Origin of the sequence: Bradyrhizobium daqingense, from assembly GCF_021044685.1 — a bacterium.
In the GTDB taxonomy this organism is placed as follows: domain Bacteria; phylum Pseudomonadota; class Alphaproteobacteria; order Rhizobiales; family Xanthobacteraceae; genus Bradyrhizobium; species Bradyrhizobium daqingense.
The window spans coordinates 1,044,340-1,064,999 of sequence record NZ_CP088014.1 but is presented as its reverse complement, the minus strand read 5'-3'; the positions used below and the strand labels follow the sequence as shown (position 1 = coordinate 1,064,999).

Annotated in this window: 21 protein-coding genes; 11 read left to right on the top strand and 10 right to left on the bottom strand. The window is 64.6% G+C overall.

Going from position 1 to position 20,660, the window contains the following annotated elements; translation table 11 throughout:
• Nucleotides 1-119: 119 nt before the first annotated feature.
• From rlmN to LPJ38_RS04895, 3 genes are all read right to left on the bottom strand, one after another.
• Nucleotides 120-1,322 carry a dual-specificity RNA methyltransferase RlmN gene (gene rlmN / locus LPJ38_RS04905; RefSeq protein ID WP_145630297.1) on the bottom strand — a complete coding sequence of 401 codons (1,203 nt, stop codon included), beginning with the start codon at nt 1,320-1,322 and terminating at the stop codon, nt 120-122.
• Nucleotides 1,323-1,525: 203 nt separating this feature from the next.
• On the bottom strand, nt 1,526-2,191 hold the full coding sequence (locus tag LPJ38_RS04900) for an invasion associated locus B family protein (RefSeq protein WP_145630298.1): 666 nt from the start codon (nt 2,189-2,191) through the stop codon (nt 1,526-1,528).
• Between the two features lie 116 nt (nt 2,192-2,307).
• On the bottom strand, nt 2,308-3,147 hold the full coding sequence (locus tag LPJ38_RS04895) for an SDR family oxidoreductase (RefSeq protein ID WP_145630299.1): 840 nt from the start codon (nt 3,145-3,147) through the stop codon (nt 2,308-2,310).
• A 222-nt stretch (nt 3,148-3,369) separates the two neighbouring features.
• Between LPJ38_RS04895 and LPJ38_RS04890 the strand changes: the two genes are divergently transcribed.
• A complete protein-coding gene (locus LPJ38_RS04890) occupies nt 3,370-4,344 on the top strand; it encodes an NADPH:quinone oxidoreductase family protein (protein ID WP_145630300.1) in 975 nt (324 codons plus the stop codon).
• A gap of 166 nt (nt 4,345-4,510) precedes the next feature.
• On the opposite strand, the gene LPJ38_RS04885 is transcribed toward LPJ38_RS04890, so the two are convergent.
• Nucleotides 4,511-4,900, bottom strand: coding sequence for a YkvA family protein (locus LPJ38_RS04885; RefSeq protein ID WP_145630301.1), 390 nt, complete (start codon nt 4,898-4,900; stop codon nt 4,511-4,513).
• Nucleotides 4,901-5,000: 100 nt separating this feature from the next.
• Complete coding sequence (locus LPJ38_RS04880) at nt 5,001-5,291, bottom strand: 4a-hydroxytetrahydrobiopterin dehydratase (RefSeq protein ID WP_145630302.1); 291 nt, start codon at nt 5,289-5,291, stop codon at nt 5,001-5,003.
• 149 nt (nt 5,292-5,440) lie between these two features.
• On the opposite strand from LPJ38_RS04880, the gene LPJ38_RS04875 reads away from it, so the two are divergent.
• The gene (locus LPJ38_RS04875) at nt 5,441-6,886 is read left to right on the top strand and encodes a TAXI family TRAP transporter solute-binding subunit (protein ID WP_145630303.1); all 1,446 of its coding nucleotides are present in this window, start codon (nt 5,441-5,443) and stop codon (nt 6,884-6,886) included.
• A 95-nt stretch (nt 6,887-6,981) separates the two neighbouring features.
• Nucleotides 6,982-8,523, top strand: a complete 1,542-nt coding sequence (locus tag LPJ38_RS04870; protein ID WP_167520330.1) for an alkaline phosphatase D family protein — start codon at nt 6,982-6,984, stop codon at nt 8,521-8,523.
• Nucleotides 8,524-8,526: 3 nt separating this feature from the next.
• On the opposite strand, the gene LPJ38_RS04865 is transcribed toward LPJ38_RS04870, so the two are convergent.
• Entirely contained in the window at nt 8,527-8,907 is a 381-nt protein-coding gene (locus LPJ38_RS04865) for a response regulator (RefSeq protein WP_145630305.1), read from the bottom strand.
• 180 nt (nt 8,908-9,087) lie between these two features.
• Here LPJ38_RS04865 and LPJ38_RS04860 point away from each other — a divergent pair, with 180 nt between their 5' ends.
• The 6 genes from LPJ38_RS04860 (at nt 9,088) to LPJ38_RS04835 (ending at nt 15,826) form a co-directional block, all read left to right on the top strand.
• Nucleotides 9,088-9,852 carry a Crp/Fnr family transcriptional regulator gene (locus LPJ38_RS04860; RefSeq protein WP_167520331.1) on the top strand — a complete coding sequence of 255 codons (765 nt, stop codon included), beginning with the start codon at nt 9,088-9,090 and terminating at the stop codon, nt 9,850-9,852.
• Between the two features lie 79 nt (nt 9,853-9,931).
• Complete coding sequence (locus LPJ38_RS04855) at nt 9,932-10,648, top strand: prolipoprotein diacylglyceryl transferase (protein ID WP_145630307.1); 717 nt, start codon at nt 9,932-9,934, stop codon at nt 10,646-10,648.
• The gene (locus tag LPJ38_RS04850) at nt 10,629-12,059 is read left to right on the top strand and encodes a radical SAM protein (RefSeq protein ID WP_145630308.1); all 1,431 of its coding nucleotides are present in this window, start codon (nt 10,629-10,631) and stop codon (nt 12,057-12,059) included. The genes LPJ38_RS04855 and LPJ38_RS04850 overlap by 20 nt, the downstream gene beginning before the upstream one ends.
• Nucleotides 12,056-12,352 (top strand): hypothetical protein, encoded by a 297-nt coding sequence (locus tag LPJ38_RS04845; protein WP_145630309.1) that lies wholly within the window; start codon nt 12,056-12,058, stop codon nt 12,350-12,352. The genes LPJ38_RS04850 and LPJ38_RS04845 overlap by 4 nt, the downstream gene beginning before the upstream one ends.
• A gap of 237 nt (nt 12,353-12,589) precedes the next feature.
• Nucleotides 12,590-14,416: a translational GTPase TypA gene (gene typA / locus LPJ38_RS04840; RefSeq protein ID WP_145630310.1), complete on the top strand. Its 1,827-nt coding sequence runs from the start codon at nt 12,590-12,592 to the stop codon at nt 14,414-14,416.
• A gap of 162 nt (nt 14,417-14,578) precedes the next feature.
• On the top strand, nt 14,579-15,826 hold the full coding sequence (locus LPJ38_RS04835; protein ID WP_145630311.1) for a flavin monoamine oxidase family protein: 1,248 nt from the start codon (nt 14,579-14,581) through the stop codon (nt 15,824-15,826).
• A 102-nt stretch (nt 15,827-15,928) separates the two neighbouring features.
• Here LPJ38_RS04835 and LPJ38_RS04830 read toward each other — a convergent pair whose 3' ends face one another.
• Genes LPJ38_RS04830 through LPJ38_RS04815 form a run of 4 tightly spaced genes read right to left on the bottom strand, consistent with a single transcriptional unit; the run spans nt 15,929 to nt 19,024 of the window.
• Complete coding sequence (locus tag LPJ38_RS04830; protein WP_145630312.1) at nt 15,929-16,336, bottom strand: thiol-disulfide oxidoreductase DCC family protein; 408 nt, start codon at nt 16,334-16,336, stop codon at nt 15,929-15,931.
• Nucleotides 16,336-17,655: an SDR family oxidoreductase gene (locus LPJ38_RS04825; protein WP_145630313.1), complete on the bottom strand. Its 1,320-nt coding sequence runs from the start codon at nt 17,653-17,655 to the stop codon at nt 16,336-16,338. Before LPJ38_RS04825 ends, LPJ38_RS04830 begins: the two co-directional genes overlap by 1 nt.
• A gap of 8 nt (nt 17,656-17,663) precedes the next feature.
• Entirely contained in the window at nt 17,664-18,131 is a 468-nt protein-coding gene (locus tag LPJ38_RS04820) for a DUF2269 family protein (RefSeq protein WP_145630314.1), read from the bottom strand.
• Nucleotides 18,128-19,024, bottom strand: a complete 897-nt coding sequence (locus LPJ38_RS04815; protein WP_145630315.1) for an alpha/beta hydrolase family protein — start codon at nt 19,022-19,024, stop codon at nt 18,128-18,130. The genes LPJ38_RS04820 and LPJ38_RS04815 overlap by 4 nt, the downstream gene beginning before the upstream one ends.
• A 266-nt stretch (nt 19,025-19,290) precedes the next feature.
• On the opposite strand from LPJ38_RS04815, the gene LPJ38_RS04810 reads away from it, so the two are divergent.
• Complete coding sequence (locus LPJ38_RS04810; RefSeq protein WP_061851425.1) at nt 19,291-19,800, top strand: GNAT family N-acetyltransferase; 510 nt, start codon at nt 19,291-19,293, stop codon at nt 19,798-19,800.
• A 195-nt stretch (nt 19,801-19,995) separates the two neighbouring features.
• On the top strand, nt 19,996-20,532 hold the full coding sequence (gene ppa, locus LPJ38_RS04805) for an inorganic diphosphatase (RefSeq protein WP_145630316.1): 537 nt from the start codon (nt 19,996-19,998) through the stop codon (nt 20,530-20,532).
• The last annotated feature ends 128 nt before the right edge of the window (nt 20,533-20,660 follow it).

Below are 20,660 nucleotides of genomic sequence, written 5' to 3'. Positions count from 1 at the left end.
CTCATCGTCATTGCGAGCGCAGCGAAGCAATCCAGAGATGCGTCAGCGGAGGCAGTCTGGATTGCTTCGTCGCTACGCTCCTCGCAATGACGAGGATGCGAGAGCGTGGGCATAACAGACTAATCCGTCATCGCCATGGCGCGCAGCGCCTGGCGCTCGCGGGCGGAGAGCTTCTCGGTCTCCGACTTGAGCTGGCCGCAGGCGGCGAGGATGTCGCGGCCGCGCGGGGTGCGCACCGGCGAGGAATAGCCGGCATTGAAGATGTATTCGGAGAATTTCTCGATCTGGTCCCAGTCCGAGCATTCATAGGCGGTGCCGGGCCAGGGATTGAACGGGATCAGATTGATCTTGGCCGGAATGCCCTTGAGCATCTTCACCAGCAGCTTCGCGTCATCGAGCGAATCGTTGACGCCCTTGAGCATCACATATTCGAAGGTGATGCGGCGCGCATTCGAGGCGCCGGGATAGTCGCGGCAGGCCTGCAGCAGCTCCTTGATCGGATATTTGCGGTTGAGCGGCACCAGCTCGTTGCGCAGCTCGTCGCGCACCGCATGCAGCGAGATCGCGAGCATGACGCCGATCTCCTCGCCCGCACGCACGATGTTGGGCACCACGCCCGAGGTCGAGAGCGTGATGCGGCGGCGGGAGATGCCGATGCCCTCGTTGTCGCCGACGATCAGCAGCGCATCGCGCACCGCGTCGAAATTGTAGAGCGGCTCGCCCATGCCCATCATCACGATGTTGGTGACGCGGCGCGTGCCATCCTCGCGATCGGCCCAATCATTGAGGCGATCCCGCGCGACCATCACCTGTCCCACGATCTCGCCGGCGGTGAGATTGCGCACCAGGCGCTGCGTGCCGGTGTGGCAGAACGAACAGTTCAGCGTGCAGCCGACTTGCGAGGAGACGCAGAGCGTGCCGCGATCGGTCTCGGGGATGTAGACGCACTCGACTTCATGGGCGCGCTCGACATTGTCGCCGCTCGGCAGACGCAGCAGCCATTTGCGGGTGCCGTCGTTGGAAATCTGCTCGGCCACGACCTCGGGACGGTCGACGGTGAAGTACTGCGCGAGCTCGGCCCGAATGCCCTTCGAGATCGAGGTCATGTCGTCGAAACTCTGGACGCCGCGGAAATAGAGCCAGTGCCACAGCTGCTGCACGCGCATCTTGCGCTGCGCCGGCGCCACCCCGATCTCGCCGAGACGGTCGGCAAGCTCGGTGCGCGACAGGCCGATCAACGACGGCCTGGCCGGCGGCACATAGGTTTCGAGTGGAGTCTTCTCCACCAATGTTGCGTTGTGCGGCTCGGCAGTCGGTTGCATTGAATGGACCTGGGATTACTGCTGTTTGAATTCGTCATGCCCGGGCTTGACCCGGGCATCCACGTCTTTCGTCAATCGTGGTTGCGCGTGGATGGCCAGGTCAAGCCCGGCCATGACGGCCGAAATTGTGGAACCGGCCCTATATAGCAATCGGGACCGCCGATTGCGACCGTAGCCGTGGCTTAGTCTTACCGCCGGCAGCCTTACCGCCTGCAGTCCTGCGCGATCCGGTCGAGCGCCTGGGCTAGGCCCTTCAGCGAGAAGGTGTCGGTCGTCTCGGTGCCCTTGGCCGAGACGCCCTTGACCACGAGATCGGCGGACTTGCGCATGGCCTCGACCATCCGCTCCTCCTCGGCCGCGTTCTTGATCCACAGGCCGTCGCCCTGCGTATACATTGCGAAAGCAGCGCCGCCGACCTCGGCCGTGGATTCCGAGCCCGGTTTCAGCGCGTAGCCGATCATGACCGAGACTTCGTTGTTGACCTTCTCCGCCGGCCGGGTCGACACGAAGGCATAGGCGGGGTCACGCGGCCGGTTCGGCGGGTTTGTCTTGGAGGACGAGGGCTTGGCCAGGGCGAAGCAGACCTTCTTGCCGTTGGGCGTCGCCGAATAGGCGCCCCAGGTGCCGAATTGGCCGATCAAAGTCGGCTCCGCGCCACCCGCAACCGCAGGAGGCGGGGTCGCTGGTTTGCTCTCGGGCTTTGCAGTCGTCTTCGCCGTCGTGGGGGCCGCCGCCGGGGCAGCCGATTTCGGCGCAGCCTCTTTAGGTGCAGCTTTCGGCGCCGGTTGCGCCGTCTGCGCCCGCGCGGAGTCGGTGACCCCACCGGCCATCACGCCAGTCATCAAAGCTAAAATCAGCACCCGCCACATGGCTGGAGTGGTTCCCTCAATATTGTGACTGGAAGATGGCCCGGCCGTGCTTTGTCCCCCGGCAGGGATAGCCGGGAAAGTCCAATTTGGGAAGGCAGTTAGCAGGATGACAACAGCTAGCTTTTGCCCCGCGCGGCGCGCTGCTCGGCCCATTGCGCCTCGCTCCAGCCGAGTAGGTCCTCGGCGCCGGAACTGCGCAAATGTGCGCCACCGTCGATCACCACCATCTCGCCATTGATGTAGCCGGCGCGGTCCGAGACCAGGAAGCTGGCGAGGTCGGCAAGCTCGCCGTGTTCGCCGACGCGGCCCAGCGGATTGCGCGCGGCCCAGCTGTCGTCACGGCCCTCGGGACGGAGCTGGCCCGACGCCCCGGCGGTCGGGAACGGGCCCGGCGCGATCGCGACGGTGCGGATGCCTTTCGGCCCCCATTCCACCGCCAGGCTCTTGGTCATCGCCAGCACCGCCGACTTCGCCATCGCCGACGGCACGGTGAAGGCGCGGCCGGTGATGGTCGAGGTCGAGAGGATCGAGAGCACGACGCCGCCATGCTTGCCCTCGATCCAGCGCTTGCCGGCGGCCAGCGTGCAATACATCGCGCCATGCAGCGTCGGCGCGAGGATCGCGTCCGCGGCGCGGAACGACAGGTGCTCGCTCTGCGCGATGAAGGTCGCGGCGGCATTGTTGACGAGAATATCGAGCGGCGCTTCGCGCCAGATCGCGTCCATCATGCTATCGACGGCGGCGCCGTCGCGAATGTCGCAGGCGATGGTCGTGACCTTGCCGCCGGTCTCTTCGCGCATCTGCGCGGCCGCCGTCTCGAGCCGGTCGCGCTTGCGGCCGCAGATGACCAGCTCCGCGCCGAGCGCGAGGAAACGACGTCCCATCGCAGCGCCAAGGCCCGAGCCGCCGCCGGTCACGAGGATACGCTTGTTCTCGAGCAGGCCTGTTTCAAACATCGTTTGAATCCTCGTCGTTCCACACTCCCGTCATTGCGAGCGCAGCGAAGCAATTCAATTTATTTCCGCGGCACGGGTTCTGGATTGCTTCGCTGCGCTCGCAATGACGTGAGGATAGAACTGCTCATCGCTTTGAGCAAAGAAACCGGATTGTCGGGCCGACCTAAATCCGGCAAAACCGGACCAGCTATAATTCCACTCGAAACGCCTCAAGGTGCCGCCATGAAAGCCATCCTCTGCTCGCAATATTGCCAGCCCGACGATCTCGTTCTGGCTGACGTGCCGGATCCGGTGGCGGGCCCCGGCGAAGCCGTGATCGCGATCAAGGCGGCGGCGCTGAACTTCTTCGACATCCTGATGATCCAGGGCAAGTACCAGATCAAGCCGCCGTTCCCGTTCTCGCCGGCCGCCGAGGTCGCCGGCGTGATCGAGAGCATCGGCGCGGGCGTCACCGACCTGAAGGTCGGTGATCGCGTGGTGGCGTCATGCGGCCACAACGGCGCGCGCGAGAAGATCGCGCTGCCGGCGGCATCGATCGTGAAGATTCCGGACAATCTCGATTACGACCGCGCGGCCGGCATCATCATCATCTACGGCACGGCGCTGCATGCGCTGGAGGATCGCGCCAGCCCGAAGCCGGGCGAGACGCTCGCGGTGCTGGGCGCGGCCGGAGGCACCGGCCTTGCGGCCTGCGAGCTCGGCAAGCTGATGCGGTTGAAGGTGATCGCCTGCGCCTCCTCCGACGAGAAGCTCGAATTCGCCAAGGCGCACGGCGCCGAGCTGACGCTGAACTACGCCAAGGAAGATCTGAAGGAGGGTTTGCGCAAGCTCACCGGCGGCAAGGGTGTCGACATCATTTTCGATCCGGTGGGAGGTGCTTATGCCGAGCAGGCGCTGCGTTCGATCGCCTGGGAAGGACGCTTCCTCGTGATCGGCTTTGCCGCCGGCGACATTCCGAAGATGCCGCTGAACCTCGCGCTGCTGAAGGGCTGCGACATCCGCGGCGTGTTCTGGGGCGCCTGGACGCGGCAGAATCCGGAGAAGAACCGCGCCAATCTCGAGAAGCTCGTGAAGTGGACCGCGCAAGGCAAAATCTCATCGCATGTCGATCGCACCTTCCCGCTGGCTCAGACCGCCGACGCCTTGAAGGTGCTGGCCGGACGTCAGGCGATGGGCAAGGTGATCCTGCATCCGTGAGGATGGGGCAGCCGCAGGCAGCCGCTTCAACACACTCAACCGTCATCGCCCGGCTTCGACCGGGCGATCCAGTACTCCAGGAACTGCAGTGATTGGACCGAGAGGCCGCGGCGTACTGGATTCCCCGCCTTCGTGGGGAATGACAGCGCGCTTGTGGTAAGCCCTTCTAGGTTTTGGCTTCTCCGTCCGCCTCATCCAGCCCGCGCTTCAGCGCGGCACGGGCGGCATCGCGATGCTCGGTCGTGATGTGGCCGGCGACCATGCGGATCGCGGTGGCGAGCACGGCGGCATCATCGGCGAAGCCGAGCATCGGCATCACGTCGGCGACGAAGTCGAACGGCAGGACGAAATAGGCGATCGCGCCGAGCAGCGAAGCCTGAACGTGGCGCGGCGTCTGGCGATCGAAGGCGCAGTAATAGGCGGCGAGCAGGTCTTCCGCGAACGGCAATTGCGCAGCGACGCGCTTCAGCTTGCGCCAGAAGCGGCGGCGAACGCCTTCACGGTCCTCTGCGAGCCGATCGGCCGGCTCGAAACCGACGCTGTGTTCGGCAGCCATCCTCAAGAACTCCCCGTTCAGCCGGAACGGCGCTTTGCCGCTTCACCTGCTGATCACAAGATGGGGATCAGGCCGGGTGCCGCAAGACGCCAAGCTGACGTCATCCGGCGATCGCGTTCATCGCCTTGGCGAGCTCGATGTCGAGCGCGGTGACGCCGCCGGCGTCATGGGTCGACAGCACGACCTCGACCGTCTTGTAGACGTTGCGCCATTCGGGATGGTGATCCATCTTCTCGGCGATCAGCGCCGTGCGGGTCATGAAGCCGAAGGCCTGGTTGAAATCCTTGAAAACGAAGGTCTTCCCGATGGCGTCACGGCCGGGAATCTCGCCCCATCCGGGTATGGCGCCCAGCGCCTGCTTGCGCGCCTCCGCTGTCAGCCGCTCTGCCATCATTGCCTCCGTCTTCAGGGGAACTTTACCCTAACACCGTCTGGGTGCCTGGGTTCATACGGGATTTGCCCCATCGCTAACCATGACGCAGATGTAACCCCGCCGGACAAGAAATTTGCTACAATTGCCGGCGTAAATCGCCGGCCAAGATGAAACTGAGCCCTAAGCGCCTGTTTGGGAGATCGATGACCGGGGGATCGAACCTGGCCGAAACGCCCTCTCCGCCTTCGCCGCGCTCCGCGGCGCGGAAGACGGCGCTCGTGACTCTCGCGCTGGTGCTTGCCATCGTCGGGGCGCTTGTCGGCGGCTACTATTTCGCGATGCGACCGGTGACGCTGAAGATCGCGGTCGGTCCCGCCAACAGCGATGACGTCAAGGTGGTGCAGGCGCTGACGCAGGGTTTCGCGCAGCACAAGAGCTATGTGCGGCTGCGCCCGATCCAGACCGATGGCGCCACCGCCAGCGCCAATGCGCTTGCGGAGGGCAAGGTCGACCTCGCGATCGTGCGCGGCGACCTCGACGTGCCCAAGAACGCACAGGCGGTCGCAACGCTGCGCAAGAACGTCGTGGCGCTGTGGTCCGTCCAGGCCAAGGGCAAGAAGAAGGGCGCGAAGATCACCAAGATCTCGCAGCTCGGCGGCCATCGCATCGGCGTCGTGGGCCGCACCCAGGCCAACGTCAATTTGCTCAAGGTGATCCTCCACCAATATGGCGTCGACCCCGCCAAGGTCGAGATCGTGCAGTTCCCGGTCAACGAGGTTGCCGAGGCGATCAAGGCGCAGAAGACCGACGTCTACCTCGCGGCCGGTCCCGTCAACAGCAAGATCACGGCGGACGCGATCACAGCGTCGGTCAAGGAGGGGGGCACACCGACCTTCCTCGCCATCGATTCCGCCGACGCGATCGCGCAGAACCATCCGGTCTATGAAGCGGCCGAGATCCCCGCAGGCACTTACGGCGGCTCGCCCGATCGACCCGAGGACGAGGTCAAAACCATCAGTTTCGCGCACCACATCGTGGCGCGCAAAGGCGTGTCCGACACCACCATCGCGGCGTTCACCCGCCAGCTCTTCTCGGTGCGGCAGCAATTGGTGACGGAATTCCCACTGGCAGCGAAGATCGAAACGCCCGACACCGACAAGGATGCGGTTATTCCCGTGCATCCCGGCGCCGCCGCCTTCGTCGATGGCGAGGAGAAGACCTTCCTCGACAAATACAGCGATTACATCTGGTGGAGCCTGATGGCGCTCTCGGCCATGGGCTCGGTCGGCGCCTGGTTCGCCGGCTATCTGAAGAAGGACGAGCGCGACAACAACAACCACCAGCGCGAACGCCTGCTCGACATGATCGCCGCGGCTCGCAAATGCGAGACCACCGAAGAGCTCGACCAGATGCAGACCGAGGCCGACGAGATCCTGCGCGACACCCTGCGCTGCTTCGATCACGGCGCGATCGAGGAAGCCGCGCTCACCGCCTTCAACATCGCGCTCGACCAATTCCATGCCGCCGTCGCCGACCGCAAAGCGGTGCTGTTCAGCCTGCCGCCGAACCTGCAACGCGCAGGCGCGCAGTTCAGGGCCGCCGGCAACGCCTGACGGCTTGCAGGCGTAATCGCTGCGTCACATTGTCTCAATATAGCGTCTGGCTTGCCGCCTCAACGGCCATGCCAAGCGATACGAGACGGTCCCTCATGAACATCAAATTCTCCCGCCGCCGCTTCCTCACCAGCAGTGCCGGCGCGCTCGGCACGATCGCGATGCCCTCTCTCTCGCGCGCCGCGGACCGGCCAGTTGTCACCCACGGCGTGCAATCGGGCGACGTCACCGCCAGCGGCGGCGTGGTGTGGGCGCGCACCGACCGGCCGGCGCAGATGCTGGTCGAGGTCGCGACGACTGATACGTTCAGGAATGCCCGCGCATTGCCGCCGATCGCGGCGCTGCCCGAGAGCGACTTCACCGCGAAGATGCTGGTTGAACATCTGCCCGCCGGCCAGGACATCTTTTACCGCGTTCGCTTCCGCGATCTCGCGCACAGCGCGGTCGAAGGCGAAGCGGTGACCGGCCGCTTCCGCACGGCACCGGCCGATCGCCGCGACATCAGCTTCGTCTGGGGCGGCGACGTCGCCGGCCAGGGCTGGGGCATCAACCCCGATGACGGCGGCATGGTCACCTTCGCCACGATGCGCAAGCATCGTCCGGATTTCTTCCTGCATTCCGGCGACACCATCTATGCCGACGGTCCGATCCAGTCCGAGGTGAGGCTTGCCGACGGCAAGACCTGGAAGAACCTCACCATTCCCGAGAAGGCCAAGGTCGCGGAGACGCTGGACGAGTACCGCGCCGCGCACAAATACAATCTGACCGACGACAACCTCCGCGCCTTCAATGCCGAGGTGCCGATCTTCGTGCAGTGGGACGACCACGAGGTGACCAACAATTGGTCGCTCTCCAAGGAGCTGCCGGCGGCCTACAAGGAGCGCAACATCGCGCTGCTCGCTGCGCGAGGGGCCCGCGCTTTCCACGAGATGTACCCGATGCGCGAGAGCATCAACGAGCCCGGCCGGGTCTATCGCCATATCCCCTATGGCCCGCATCTCGACGTGTTCGTGCTCGACGAGCGCAGCTACCGCGGCGCGAACGGCCCCAATCTGGAGGCGGAATACGGCCCGGCCAGTTACTTCCTCGGACCCGACCAGATCGCCTGGCTGAAGCGCGGTCTGCTCAACTCGCGCGCGACCTGGAAGGTGCTCGCCTCCGACATGCCGCTCAGCCTCGTCGTCCCGGACACGTCGAAGGACGGCTCGGAAGCATTCGCGCAAGGCGACGGCCCGGTGCGCGGCCGCGAGTTCGAGATCGCGGACATCCTGCGCTTCATCAAGATGGCGCCGATCAGCAATACCGTGTGGCTGACGGCGGACGTGCACTACGCCGCCGCGCACTACTACGATCCCAACAAGGCGCAGTTCCAGGAGTTCGAGCCGTTCTGGGAGTTCGTCTCGGGGCCACTGCACGCGGGCACCTTCGGCCCGAATGCGCTCGACAACACGTTCGGCCCGGAGGTGCGCTTCATCAAGGCACCGGGCAAGGACAGCCAGAACCTGCCACCGTCGGCCGGCATGCAGTTTTTCGGCCACGTCAAGATCGACGGCGCCTCCGGGCAGATGACGGTGACCCTGCGCGACCGCGCCGACGTCGCATTGTGGTCGACCACGCTCGACCCGAAATTGGCCTGACGCTCAGGCGCGGTGCGCTCGCAGCAGGGCTTCCAGCGCCTCGCTCGAGCACGGCTTTTGCAGTCGCGGCCGCGCCGCGAATTCGGGCGGAATCCCGGTCTCGGCGCCATAGCCGGTGACGAAGACGAACGGAATGTTCAGCGCGACCAGTCGCTCGGCGACCGCAAAGCTCTTCTCGCGGATCAGCTCAACGTCAAGCAGCGCGAAATGGGGGGCACGCTTCTCGATTGCGTCCAGCGCCTGCGTCACCGACCCGGCGGTGCGCACATGTGTCGCGCCAAAGCCAAGCAGACGGTCCTCGAAATCGATTGCAATGATTGGATCGTCCTCCACGACCAGGACGTCGGCAGGACAGGGCGAGTCGTCGGGAAGTGCGGGTGCCATGGTCGCATCCTGAAGCGAGAGATTTTCTGATCAGGACAGCCACGACACGACGCCTGCGCCCAGCGCGTCGGAGGGTTCCCGGAACGAAACCCACCACATCACAGTTCTTCAGTCTGTTCAGTTGTGCACACAGGAAACGGGCGGAACTCGGTATTGTGGGAGGCGGACAGGGGTTTCACGATGGATGCGCGTATCGGCAGTACGAACGAGGTCGAGAGCCGACCGGCCAACAATCTGTTACGGCGCCTGCGCGCGGCAGACTACGCACTGCTCGCATCGCACGTCTCCTTCGAGGACTGCGCGGCCGGCCAGCTGCTGTACAATCCCGGCGACGACGTCCAGGTCGTCCACTTCCCCTGTGGCCCCTCGCTCGCGACTTTTCTCGTCCCCAACGAGGACGGCCGCGATGTCGAGACCATTCTGGTCGGCCGTGAAGGCGCGGTGGGTGGCATCGTCAGCGAGGGATTTTTGCCGGCCTATACCCGCATCTGCGTGAAGTTCGGCGGGCCGTTTGCGCGCATTCACGTCGGCAAGCTGGAAGCAGCCAAGGCGCGCTCGCCGTCGTTGCGCAACATCTTCGCCCGCTATGCCGACTGCATGCTGGCGCAGATCTTCCAGTCGACCGCCTGCAACGCCATCCACTCGATCGAACAGCGCACGGCCAAATGGATCCTGGCCGCGATGGAGCGGACCGGCGACGAGCACAGCGTGCCGCTGACACATGAGCAGCTTGCAACGCTGCTCGGGGTGGGCCGCAGCTATGCGAGCCGCGTGCTGCAGTCGTTCAAGGCCGAAGGCGTGCTCGACACCCGGCGCGGCTCGATCCTGGTCCGTAGCCGCGATGGCCTGCGCATGCGCGCCTGCCTCTGCAACGACGCCGTGAAGATGCATTTCGAGGAGGTGCTGCGCGGGGTCTATCCCACTGAGGAGCGGGAGGCGGGATAGCGGGCCGTCCACTCGTCCGCCGTGAAGAGGAGGCGGGCGCACTATCCCGCGCAGCCCCAACCTGCGCTACTATGCCCGCATGGGCGGGGCTTTCCTTCACACCATCTTCGACATCGCGGCGTGGCTGGTGGCGGCCGCTGCCGTCTATTGGCTGTCGCGGCGCCGCCTGGCGTTTCCGGCGCAAGCCTTCGAAATGCCCTACATCGCCGCGTTGGTGTTCGGCGCAGGCCTCGGCGCCTATGGGTTCGGCTCAGCCAATCTATGGCTGTCGGGCCAGAGCGGCATTGCACGGTCGGTTGAGGGCGCGCTCGCGGGCGGCATCGTGGCGATCGAGCTCTACAAATGGTCGGCGGGTATAACCGTACGAACCGGTGCCCGCTTTGCACTACCGCTGGCGCTCGGCATCGCGATCGGCCGGCTCGGCTGCTACTTCGCGGGCCTCGACGACTTCACCTACGGTACGCCGACCACGCTGCCCTGGGCCCATGATTTCGGCGATGGCGTCCTTCGTCATCCCGTGCAGCTCTACGAGAGCGCGGCCATGGCCCTGTTCGCGACCTTCTATGTCGCGACGGTCTTGAACCGGAACGGATTTGTGGTCACCAATGGTTTCTACCTCGTCCTTGTCTATTATGGAGCGCAGCGCTTCCTGTGGGAATTCCTCAAGCCCTATGGCACGCTGATCGGCCCGTTCACGCTGTTTCACCTGCTGTCGCTGTCCATCCTGCTCTACGCCGTCGTCATACTGGCGACGGCGCCCAAAGCGAGATCCCTGCATGAACGCGCCGCTGCGTAAGTCGCGTCCCTATATCTTCTGGGGGCAGACCCAGTCTCTCTGCGAGAACTGCCTGACGCTGGTGCCGACCAAGATCCAGATTCTCGGTAACGAGGTCTGGTACGAAAAGCGCTGCAAGCAGCACGGCGTGCAGTCGACGCTGGTGTCGACGGACGCCGCCTATTGGCGCCTGTGCAAGGATTTCATCAAGCCCGGCGACCGCCCGCTGCAATTCCAGCAACGCACGGAATTCGGCTGCCCCTATGATTGCGGCCTCTGCGCCGACCACGAGCAGCACTCCTGCCTGGCGCTGATCGAGATCACCGAGCACTGCAATCTCACCTGCCCGGTCTGCTTCGCCGAATCCTCGCCCGCCCGAACCCGCTTCACACCGCTCGCGAAGGTCGAGCGTATGCTGGACGCGCTGGTCGCCAGCGAAGGCGAGCCCGACCTCGTGCAGATCTCAGGCGGCGAGCCGACGCTGCACCCGGATTTCTTCGAGATATTGGACGCCGTGCGCGCACGGCCGATACGTCACGTCATGATCAACACCAACGGCCTGCGCATCGCCCGCGAGAAGGATTTCGTGGCGCGGCTCGCCGAGAACAGGCGCGGGCTGGAGGTCTATCTGCAGTTCGATTCGCTGCAGCGCGACGCCCTGATCAATCTGCGCGGCGCGGATTTGCGCAAGATCCGCCAGCAGGCGCTGGAGAATCTCGAGCATTTTGGCGTGTCGACCACGCTGGTGGCGACCATCAAGCGCGGCGTCAACGATGCCGAGATCGGCGACATCGTCCGCCATGCATTGACATGGAAATGCGTGCGCGGCGTCACGCTGCAGCCGGTGCAGGACGCCGGCCGCAACGAGAATTTCGACAAGAACACCGACCGCATCATGCTATCGGAGATCCGTCAGCGCGTCGTCGAGACCGGCGTGTTCGGCGACAAGGACATGATCCCGCTGCCCTGCAATCCCGAGAGCATCTCGATCGGCTACGGCCTGCGCAACGGCGAGAAGGTGCTGCCGCTGACCTCGCTGATACCGCAGGAGCAGCTGGTGGCGGTGATGCCCAACACGATCAGCCCGGAAAAATATCCGGTGCTGCGGGAAAAATTCGTCGATCTGTTCTCGCTGTCGTCGGGGCCATTGAACACCAGCGAACGGGTCTGCGAATTGCTGTGCTGCCTGCCGAGCTTTCAGGTGCCGGACGGGCTCTCGTACGAGAATGTCTTCCGCGTCACCATCGTGCAATTCCTCGACCGCTTCAATTTCTGCGTCGGCAACGTCAAGCGCAGCTGCATCCATTTCGTGACGGAGCAGGGCGCGATCATTCCGTTCGACACCTACAATCTGTTCTACCGCAACGGCAAGATCGACGGCATCCGCGCGGCGCTGACCGCGCAGGCGAGCGAAGGAGTCCTGCAGGGATGAGCATCAGCGACACACCGCCGCCGGCGCCCCCGGTACCGCCGCCCTCGCCGCCGATGCAAAAGCGGCACGGCTGCCTGACGGCACTCATGGTGGTTTTTGGGATCATCATGCTGCTGCCCGGCTTCTGTGCGCTGCTTTTCGGCGGAATGTCGGTGGTCGACGGTGGGCAGATCCCATCCGACATCGCGTCGCTGATTTTTCTGGGGCTGGTCATCGGCATCGGCGGGGTCGCCCTGATCTGGGCGGCGATCAGGGGGCGGAAGGCTCCTCCCCATCCCCGGACCGGGCCGTAAGCACCGGAGATTCCCGGACAAAATTCAGTCAACCAACCGCCAAAGAACACATTGTTTTTTGGCGGTTTTTGCATATATTGCGCCGCAACGCGCAGGGTGCCCGGTCGATATGGCCGGGCTTCCCTTTTGGGCGGCGAGCGCCCGTTTCCAGTCTTCCAGCGTTGTTTCGAGAAGAGGTCCCGGTCCGACCGGCGAGATCGCGCTTAACCCATTGTTCGAACGCAAAGAAGCCCACTCATGAACCTCCGTAACGTCGCCATCATCGCCCACGTCGACCACGGCAAGACGACCCTGGTCGACAAGCTCCTCCAGCAGTCCGGCACGTTCCGCGAGAACCAGAAGGTGACCGATCGCGCCATGGACTCCAACGATCTGGAGCGCGAGCGCGGCATCACCATCCTGGCCAAGGCGGCCTCGGTGCAGTGGAAGGACATCCGCATCAACATCGTCGACACCCCCGGCCACGCCGATTTCGGCGGCGAGGTCGAGCGCATCCTGAACATGGTGGACGGCGCCCTGGTGCTGGTCGATGCCGCCGAAGGCCCGCTGCCGCAGACGAAATTCGTGGTTTCCAAGGCGCTCAAGGTCGGCCTCAAGCCGATCGTCGTCATCAACAAGGTCGACCGGCCCGACGCGCGCCCGACCGAAGTCATCAACGAGGTCTTCGACCTGTTCGCGGCGCTGGATGCCAGCGAGGAGCAGCTCGACTTCCCGATCCTCTACGGGTCGGCCAAGCAGGGTTGGATGGCGGATAGCCCGGAGGGCCCGCAGGACAAGGGCATGGAGCCGCTGTTCGACCTGATCGTGCGCCACGTCGCGGCGCCGAAGGTCGAGGAAGGCCCGTTCCGCATGATCGGCACCATCCTCGAGGCCAACCCCTATCTCGGCCGCATCATCACCGGCCGCATCTCCTCCGGCACGCTGAAGCCGAACCAGCAGGTCAAGGTGCTCAACGCCGACGGCAAGCAGGTCGAGTCTGGACGCATCACCAAGATCCTGGCGTTCCGCGGCCTCGAGCGCACCCCGCTCGATGAAGCCGAAGCCGGCGACATCGTCGCGATCGCGGGCCTCACCAAGGGCACCGTCGCCGACACCTTCTGCGATCCGACCGTCGAGGTACCGCTGCCGGCACAGCCGATCGACCCGCCGACCGTGTCGATGTCGTTCATCGTCAACAACTCCCCGCTCGCCGGCACCGAAGGCGACAAGGTGACGAGCCGCATGATCCGCGATCGTCTCTTGCGCGAAGCCGAGGGCAATGTCGCGCTGCGCGTCGTCGAAGCCGCCGACAAGGACGCGATGGAAGTCTCGGGCCGCGGCGAATTGCAGCTCGCGATCCTGATCGAGACCATGCGCCGCGAGGGCTTCGAGCTCTCGGTCTCGCGCCCGCGCGTCGTCTATCAGAAGGACGAAGCGACCGGCGCCACCATGGAGCCGATCGAGGAAGTCGTCATCGACGTCGACGAGGAGCATTCCGGCGTCGTCGTGCAGAAGATGAGCGAGCGCAAGTCCGAGCTGATCGAAATGAAGCCGTCCGGCGGCAACCGTCAGCGCCTGGTGTTCTACGCGCCGACCCGCGGCCTGATCGGCTACCAGGGCGAACTGCTCACCGACACCCGCGGCACCGCGATCATGAACCGCCTGTTCCACGGCTATGCCCCGTACAAGGGCGAAATCCAGGGCCGCCGCAACGGCGTCCTGATCTCCAACGACCAGGGCGAAGCGGTGGCCTACGCCATGTTCAAACTGGAGGATCGCGGCCCGATGATGATCGAGCCGGGCTGGAAGGTCTATCGCGGCATGATCGTCGGCGAGCACACCCGCGATAACGATCTCGAAATCAACGTCCTCAAGGGCAAGCAGCTCACCAACATCCGCACGACCTCGAAGGACGAAGCCGTGCGCCTGACCCCGCCGATCCGCATGACGCTGGAAAAGGCGCTGGCCTATATCGAGGACGACGAGCTCGTCGAGGTCACCCCGAAGTCGATCCGCCTGCGCAAGAAGCACCTCGACCCGAACGAGCGCAAGCGCGCGGAAAAGGCCAAGGAAGCGGTGGCGTAAGAGCGCCATTCCAGCTGTCATTCCCCGCGAAAGCGGGGAATCCAGTACGCCGCGGCCGTTCGATTCGATCACGGCTTTCTCTGGAATACTGGATCACCCGCTTTCGCGGGTGATGACAGCTCGTTTGTGGTGGCCGCCCAGCCAACGTGCTAGAGCCAATCGATGCCTACCCTTCCCGCCTCCGTCGACATCGCGATCATCGGCGCCGGTGCCGCCGGGCTCGGCGCCGCGAACGCGCTGGCGGGGTCCGGCCGATCCGCGATTGTGCTGGAGGCGCGCAACCGGCTCGGCGGCCGCGCCTGGACCGTGCAGGCCTCGCCTGAGGTGACCTTCGACGTCGGCTGCGGCTGGCTGCATTCGGCGGACCAGAACTCCTTCGTCGCGATCGCACGTCAGCTCGGTTTCGAGCTCAACACGAATCTGCCGCCGTGGCGCGAGCGGGCCTTCGGCAATGCGTTTCCGCAGGCCGAGCGCGACGATTTCATGCGCGCGATGGACGCGTTCTACGAGCGCCTCTGGCAGGCCGCGCTGAAGGGCAAGGACGAACCTGCGAGCCTGAGCCTCGAGCCCGGCAATCGCTGGAATCCGATGATCGATGCGATCTCAACCTACATCAACGGCTGCGAACTGAAGGACATGTCGACGCTGGACTGGGACGCCTATGAGGACAGCGACCTCAACTGGCGCGTCCGGCGCGGCTATGGCGCGCTGATTGCCGCCTATGGCGCCGCTTGCCCGGTGGCGCTGAGCTGCAACGTCACGCTGATCGATCATTCCGGCAAGCGCCTGCGCATCGAGACCTCGCAGGGCACGCTCACCGCGGACAAGGCGATCGTCACCGTCCCGACCAATCTGATCGCCGATGAGGCGATCCGCTTTTCACCGCCCTTGCCGGCCAAGGTCGATGCCGCCTCCGGCCTGCCGCTCGGTGTCGACGACAAGGTGACGCTCGCGCTCAGCGATGCCGAGGCCTTCCCGAAGGAAGCAAACCTGCGCGGCGCCACCATGCGCACCGACATGGGCACCTATCATATCCGCCCGTTCGGCCAGCCCTGCATCGAAGGCTTCTTCGGCGGCAGCTTTGCCCGCGCGCTGGAAGACGGCGGCGAAGGCGCCATCGCCGCGCAGAGCATCGACGAGATCGCTGGCTTTCTCGGCAACGATATCAGGCGAAAGCTGACGCCGCTGTACGAATCGCGCTGGGCGCATGATCCGTTCGCGCGCGGCTCCTATTCGCACGCGCTGCCGGGGCACGCGGGGGACCGTGCGGCGCTGGCCGCGCCGGTGGATGGACGGCTGTTCTTCGCGGGTGAGGCGACGTCGCCGAGCTTCTTCTCTACCGCACACGGCGCGCGCGACAGCGGGGAGCGGGCGGCGAAGGAAGTGCTGGCGGCGATCGGCAGGCAATAACCGCAAGCTCCGTCATTGCGAGCGGAGCGAAGCAATCCAGAATCTCTCCGCAGGGGCGATCTGGATTGCTTCGTCGCTTCGCTCCTCGCAATGACGAGAATACTACTCGATCACCCGCGCCCGCAAATCGGCATCGGGCACGAAACACGCATCGTACTTCCCAAAAATGCGATAGCGATTGCGCGCGACGAGGCTGTACACGGCGTCCCGCATCGGCTTCGGCACGGCGAACAAGACGCGGACCCAGCCCCAGCGCGGGAGTTGAGACAGTACCGTCAGCGCGGCGTCCGATTTCATGAACATCTCGCCGCCATGGACCACAGCGTTGGTGTCGGGGTCATCGGGGTCGATGCCGAATGTGCGTGCGAGCCGCGCTCCGTAATCCGACTGAATCGGCGTGAAACGAAACCGCCCCGCCTTATCGCGCTTGGCAACGAAACGCACCCAGCGCGAACAGAAGATGCAGACGCCATCGAACAGTATCACGTCATCTTCGGGCCACGTGCTCATCAGCGATTATCCAGCATCAGAAGCGCCACCAGCATCAGCACGATGGCCGGCCCTGTTTTCACCAGTGCACCAAGCGGTTCAATCCAGAGATCGGGGGTGAGGATCGCAGCACCGAACATATACCCAAGCGAAGCCAGAATGCCCGCAACGAGTCCGAACGCGGCGGTCCGGCGGAAAGCGATCAATCCGCCGATGCTCATATCCAACAAACTGGTGCCAACGGTGATGGGGTCGACCAGCGCAGGCGGAAAATTGTGCGCGGTCAGGATGCCGGCGGCGGCGCGGTAGGACACGAACAATGCGATGAAGCCGGAGACCAGCCAGAAGGCGACAAGGCTTGCGAAGATCAGCGGCTTGGCCAGGAACAGCCGCGCGAACCATTTGTCCTGGATGGCGGCGGGATGACGCCCGATCGTCTCGGTCAACAACTTCGGCACGATGCCGGTCGCTGCGATCCACGCCGAGGGATTACCGTGCACGCCACGTCGCAGCTCGGCAATGGCGGTGGAACGCATCGGCGGTATCCAACCGAGGTGGCAAGCCAAATCACCGATTCTCGCGCCGAGATCGAGCAGGAAGGACGGCATCGCGAGGCGCCGCCAGCCCTCGGTGCCCAACGCAAGGCGAAACTGCTTGACGACGCCGGCCATGGTAACCGGCTCCGAGAGCATCAGGTCCCAGCTCACGGCTTTCACCGCGACGTCCGCTGTATCGCGCGCGGCGAGCCAGGCGATGGTGGCCGAGATATCCCCGACCGCGACCGGCTGGAACGGCGTTGCCATCTCCGCCGCCGGCAGATCGATCGGGAGAGCGGCCAGCGCGCGCAGCATGGCGCTGCCGCCATAGGCCGATGGCGCGACCACGAGGCCGGGCCGCAGGATGGCGTGGGGAATGCCGGAGGCCGCGATCAGACGCTCGGCCTCGCGCTTGGTCGTGGCGAAGGCGGTGCGGTCGGCCTCTGCAATTCCCGGGATGGAGATGTGCACCAGGCGGATGGCACGACCGCTATCGCCGATCGCCTCCACGAGACGCGCGACGAAATCGCGATGCACGGCATTGGTGTCGCTGCCGGGGCCATCCTGGAGCACGCCGAGGCAGTTCACCACGACGTCGACGGCGTGCTCGCTGAGAAGACGCGCCAGCGCGGCCGCATCGAGGGTGAGGATCGGCAGCTCTATGTCCAGCGCGCTCATCTGCTGCGCCGGCGACAGGCTGCGCGCAACACCGACGACGCGAAAACCACGCGCGCGTAGGTCACAGGTAACGAAACGGCCGATCAGGCCGGAGGCGCCGAAGACCAATATGGTTCGTTCACTCATCTCACGTCTCAAAACGGTTTTGCAATCATCAGCCAGAGGATCAGCATGGTCGCCCCGAACCCGGGGAAGCCGAATGCGAACCAGCGGCGGAATAGGTCGAAATAGCGCTGCGGAAGCGCGACGCCCTGCCCGGCCGCCTTGCGGGCGAGGTCGCGCATCTCGATCTGCATGAAGACGACGGGGATCCAGAACAGGCCTGCGACGGCATAGAGCGCGAGCGACGCCAGCAGCCAGCGCTCGGTGATCGGCGTCGCCGACAGCATCATCAGCAGGCCGCCACTGACCGGCTGGAGGATCACGGCCGACAATGTGAAAATTGCATCCGCAATCACGACGACCGAAGCGGTACGGGCGATGAACTCGGCATCGTTCGTGCGATGCGCCATCAGCATGAAGAAGGCGATGCCGCTCCCGGTGCCGAGGATGACGATGGCGCCGAGCACATGCAGAAACTTGACCAGAAAGTAGAGCGTCATGGCTTCTTGGTCGCCATTGGCTTCGGCGGGTTCAGCGCGCGTGCGAGGTCGCTACTTGCGGCGTTGACGCCGGCCTCGGTCTCGATCATCCAATGCCCCTCGTTGCCGACGGATGGCAGGATATTGAAGTCGACCTTGCCGCCGGTGCCGCGAAATGCCTCCACCAGTTTTGTAGAGAATGCCGGCGCGAAGTAACTGTCATTAGCCGCAACAAGCCATGTGACGGGAATGCGCGCGACCTTGCCGAGTTCGGCTGCGGCACCGAGGAGCGTGTGCGGCGCGCAGATCTTGTTCGGCTCGTCATTGGCATGACCACCACGCCCCGGCGCGAATGCAATGATGGCGGAGATCGCCTTCGGATCGGCATTGGCGAGCGCCAGCGCACCCCAGCCGCCGGCGGAATGGCCGATTATGATGGCGGCATCCTTGCGGATGAAATCCTGCTTCCGCAGATAGTCCAGCGCGAGCCAGATCTGATCGGCCGTCGCACGGGCCGATCGTGCGTAATCCGCCTCGCTGCAGCTGCCTTGGTCCTCGACATAGCGGCCACCGGTCGCGCCGTGGCCGAGCCGCTCCGGCACCAGCACGGCAAAGCCGCGCGCGACGAGATGCGCCGTGAGCGCTCGGTATTCCGGCTGCGGCATTTGCGCGCGACGCAAGCCATTCTGCGTCGACGCGTGCGCGATGACCGCGAGCCGAAACGGGCCGGCACCTAAGGGGCGAAACAGCAGGGCATGCGCGGCAAGGCGCGTATCCGGTGACGGCACGTGCCACGCCTGCCGGCGCAACGGCTCGCCCTCCGCGCCCGATGGCCCAAACGTGACCTGAGCGCACAAAGGCGACGAAACCAGCGCCAGCAAAGAAAGAAGCGCAGAGACGATGAGGAGCCGCATGTATTGCCAGGGGAGGCGGACCGAACTGCGATGGCCACACTACTAGGAACGAATCAGTCCGGGCAGACTTTCTGCGCTGCCATTGCCGTTCATTCGTTTCCGCAATGAGTTTTGCACCGACGCATGGCGAGCCGATGCCATCCAACCCTGCGGCTTGTCCTCTTTCGGTACAACATGGGTAAAAACTGATGCAGAAAATCCACACGTTAACCGATAATTAACGATAGGTCTTGCCGCCGGCGCGGCGACTTGGTTTGATCGCGTCCATGAGCACAACCCTGATCGAGGTCCGGCCGGCCAAAGCTGCAGATGCAACTGCGGTGGCATCGACCCATGACGAAGCCTGGCGCTCGGCCTATCAGGGCATCATTCCCGGCGGCGAGCTGGAAAAGCTGATCAACCGCCGCGGTCCGCAGTGGTGGGACAGCGCGATCCGCAAGGGCAGCCGCGTCAGCGTGCTGGTGTTCGGCGACAAGATTGCGGGGTATGCCAATTACGGCCGCAACCGCGCCCGCAGCCTGCATTTCGACGGCGAGATCTACGAGCTTTATCTGCGCCCGGAATTCCAGGGCCTCGGCTTCGGCCGCCGGCTGTTTGCCGCCGCCCGCCGCGACTTGATGCAGAGCGGGCTGAAGAGCATGGTGGTGTGGGCGCTCTCGGACAACGATCCGGCCACCGAGTTCTACCGCGCTTTGGGCGGCCGCATGGTGGCGCGCTCGTCCGAGCGGTTCGGGCCGAAGGCGCTCGACAAGGTTGCCTTCGCTTGGACCAACTAATAATTTGGACCAATTGAGCTGCTGAAACCCGAATCGGCAGCGTTTTCCATCCGTCGATACCGCCCGCCTCTGCGCCGGTGATCGCTGGATTCATTATTTCACAAAAACGCGATGGATCAGCGGGCCAAGCCCGCGTATGACAGCGCCAAAATCGCTGCCGGGCGCGATTTATCCTCGGCAACAACGGAGCTTTGAATGCGTATCGATGCTATCTCGATCGGGAAGAACGTCCCCCACGACGTCAACGTCGTCATCGAAGTCCCCGTGGGCGGCGAACCGATCAAGTACGAGATGGACAAGGAGGCCGGCACGCTCGTCGTCGACCGCTTCCTGTACACGCCGATGCGTTACCCCGGGAACTATGGCTTCATCCCGCACACGCTGTCGGATGACGGCGACCCCTGCGACGTCCTGATCATCAACACCCGCGCCATCATCCCTGGCGCCGTCATGAGCGTGCGCCCGGTCGGTGTGCTGTTCATGGAGGACGAAGCCGGCGGTGACGAGAAAATCCTGGCGGTGCCGTCATCGAAGCTGACGCAGCGCTATGACAAGGTGAAGAGCTATTCCGACCTGCCTGACATCACGCTGCAGCAGATCCAGCACTTCTTCGAGCATTACAAGGATCTCGAGAAGGGCAAATGGGTGAAGATCCTGCGCTGGGGCGGCCCGGACGATGCGCACAAGCTGATCCTCGAAGGCATCGAGCGCGAGAAGAAGAAGAAGGGGTGAGCTTTGCGTGTCCCCGACGCGATGCGGCACGAGTGACGCGTCGCAGAGCCGGGACCCAAGGGTGCCACTTGCTGGGCCCCGGCTGTGCAGCGCACCGCTAAAGAAGCGCTGCGCTGCGTCCGGGGCAC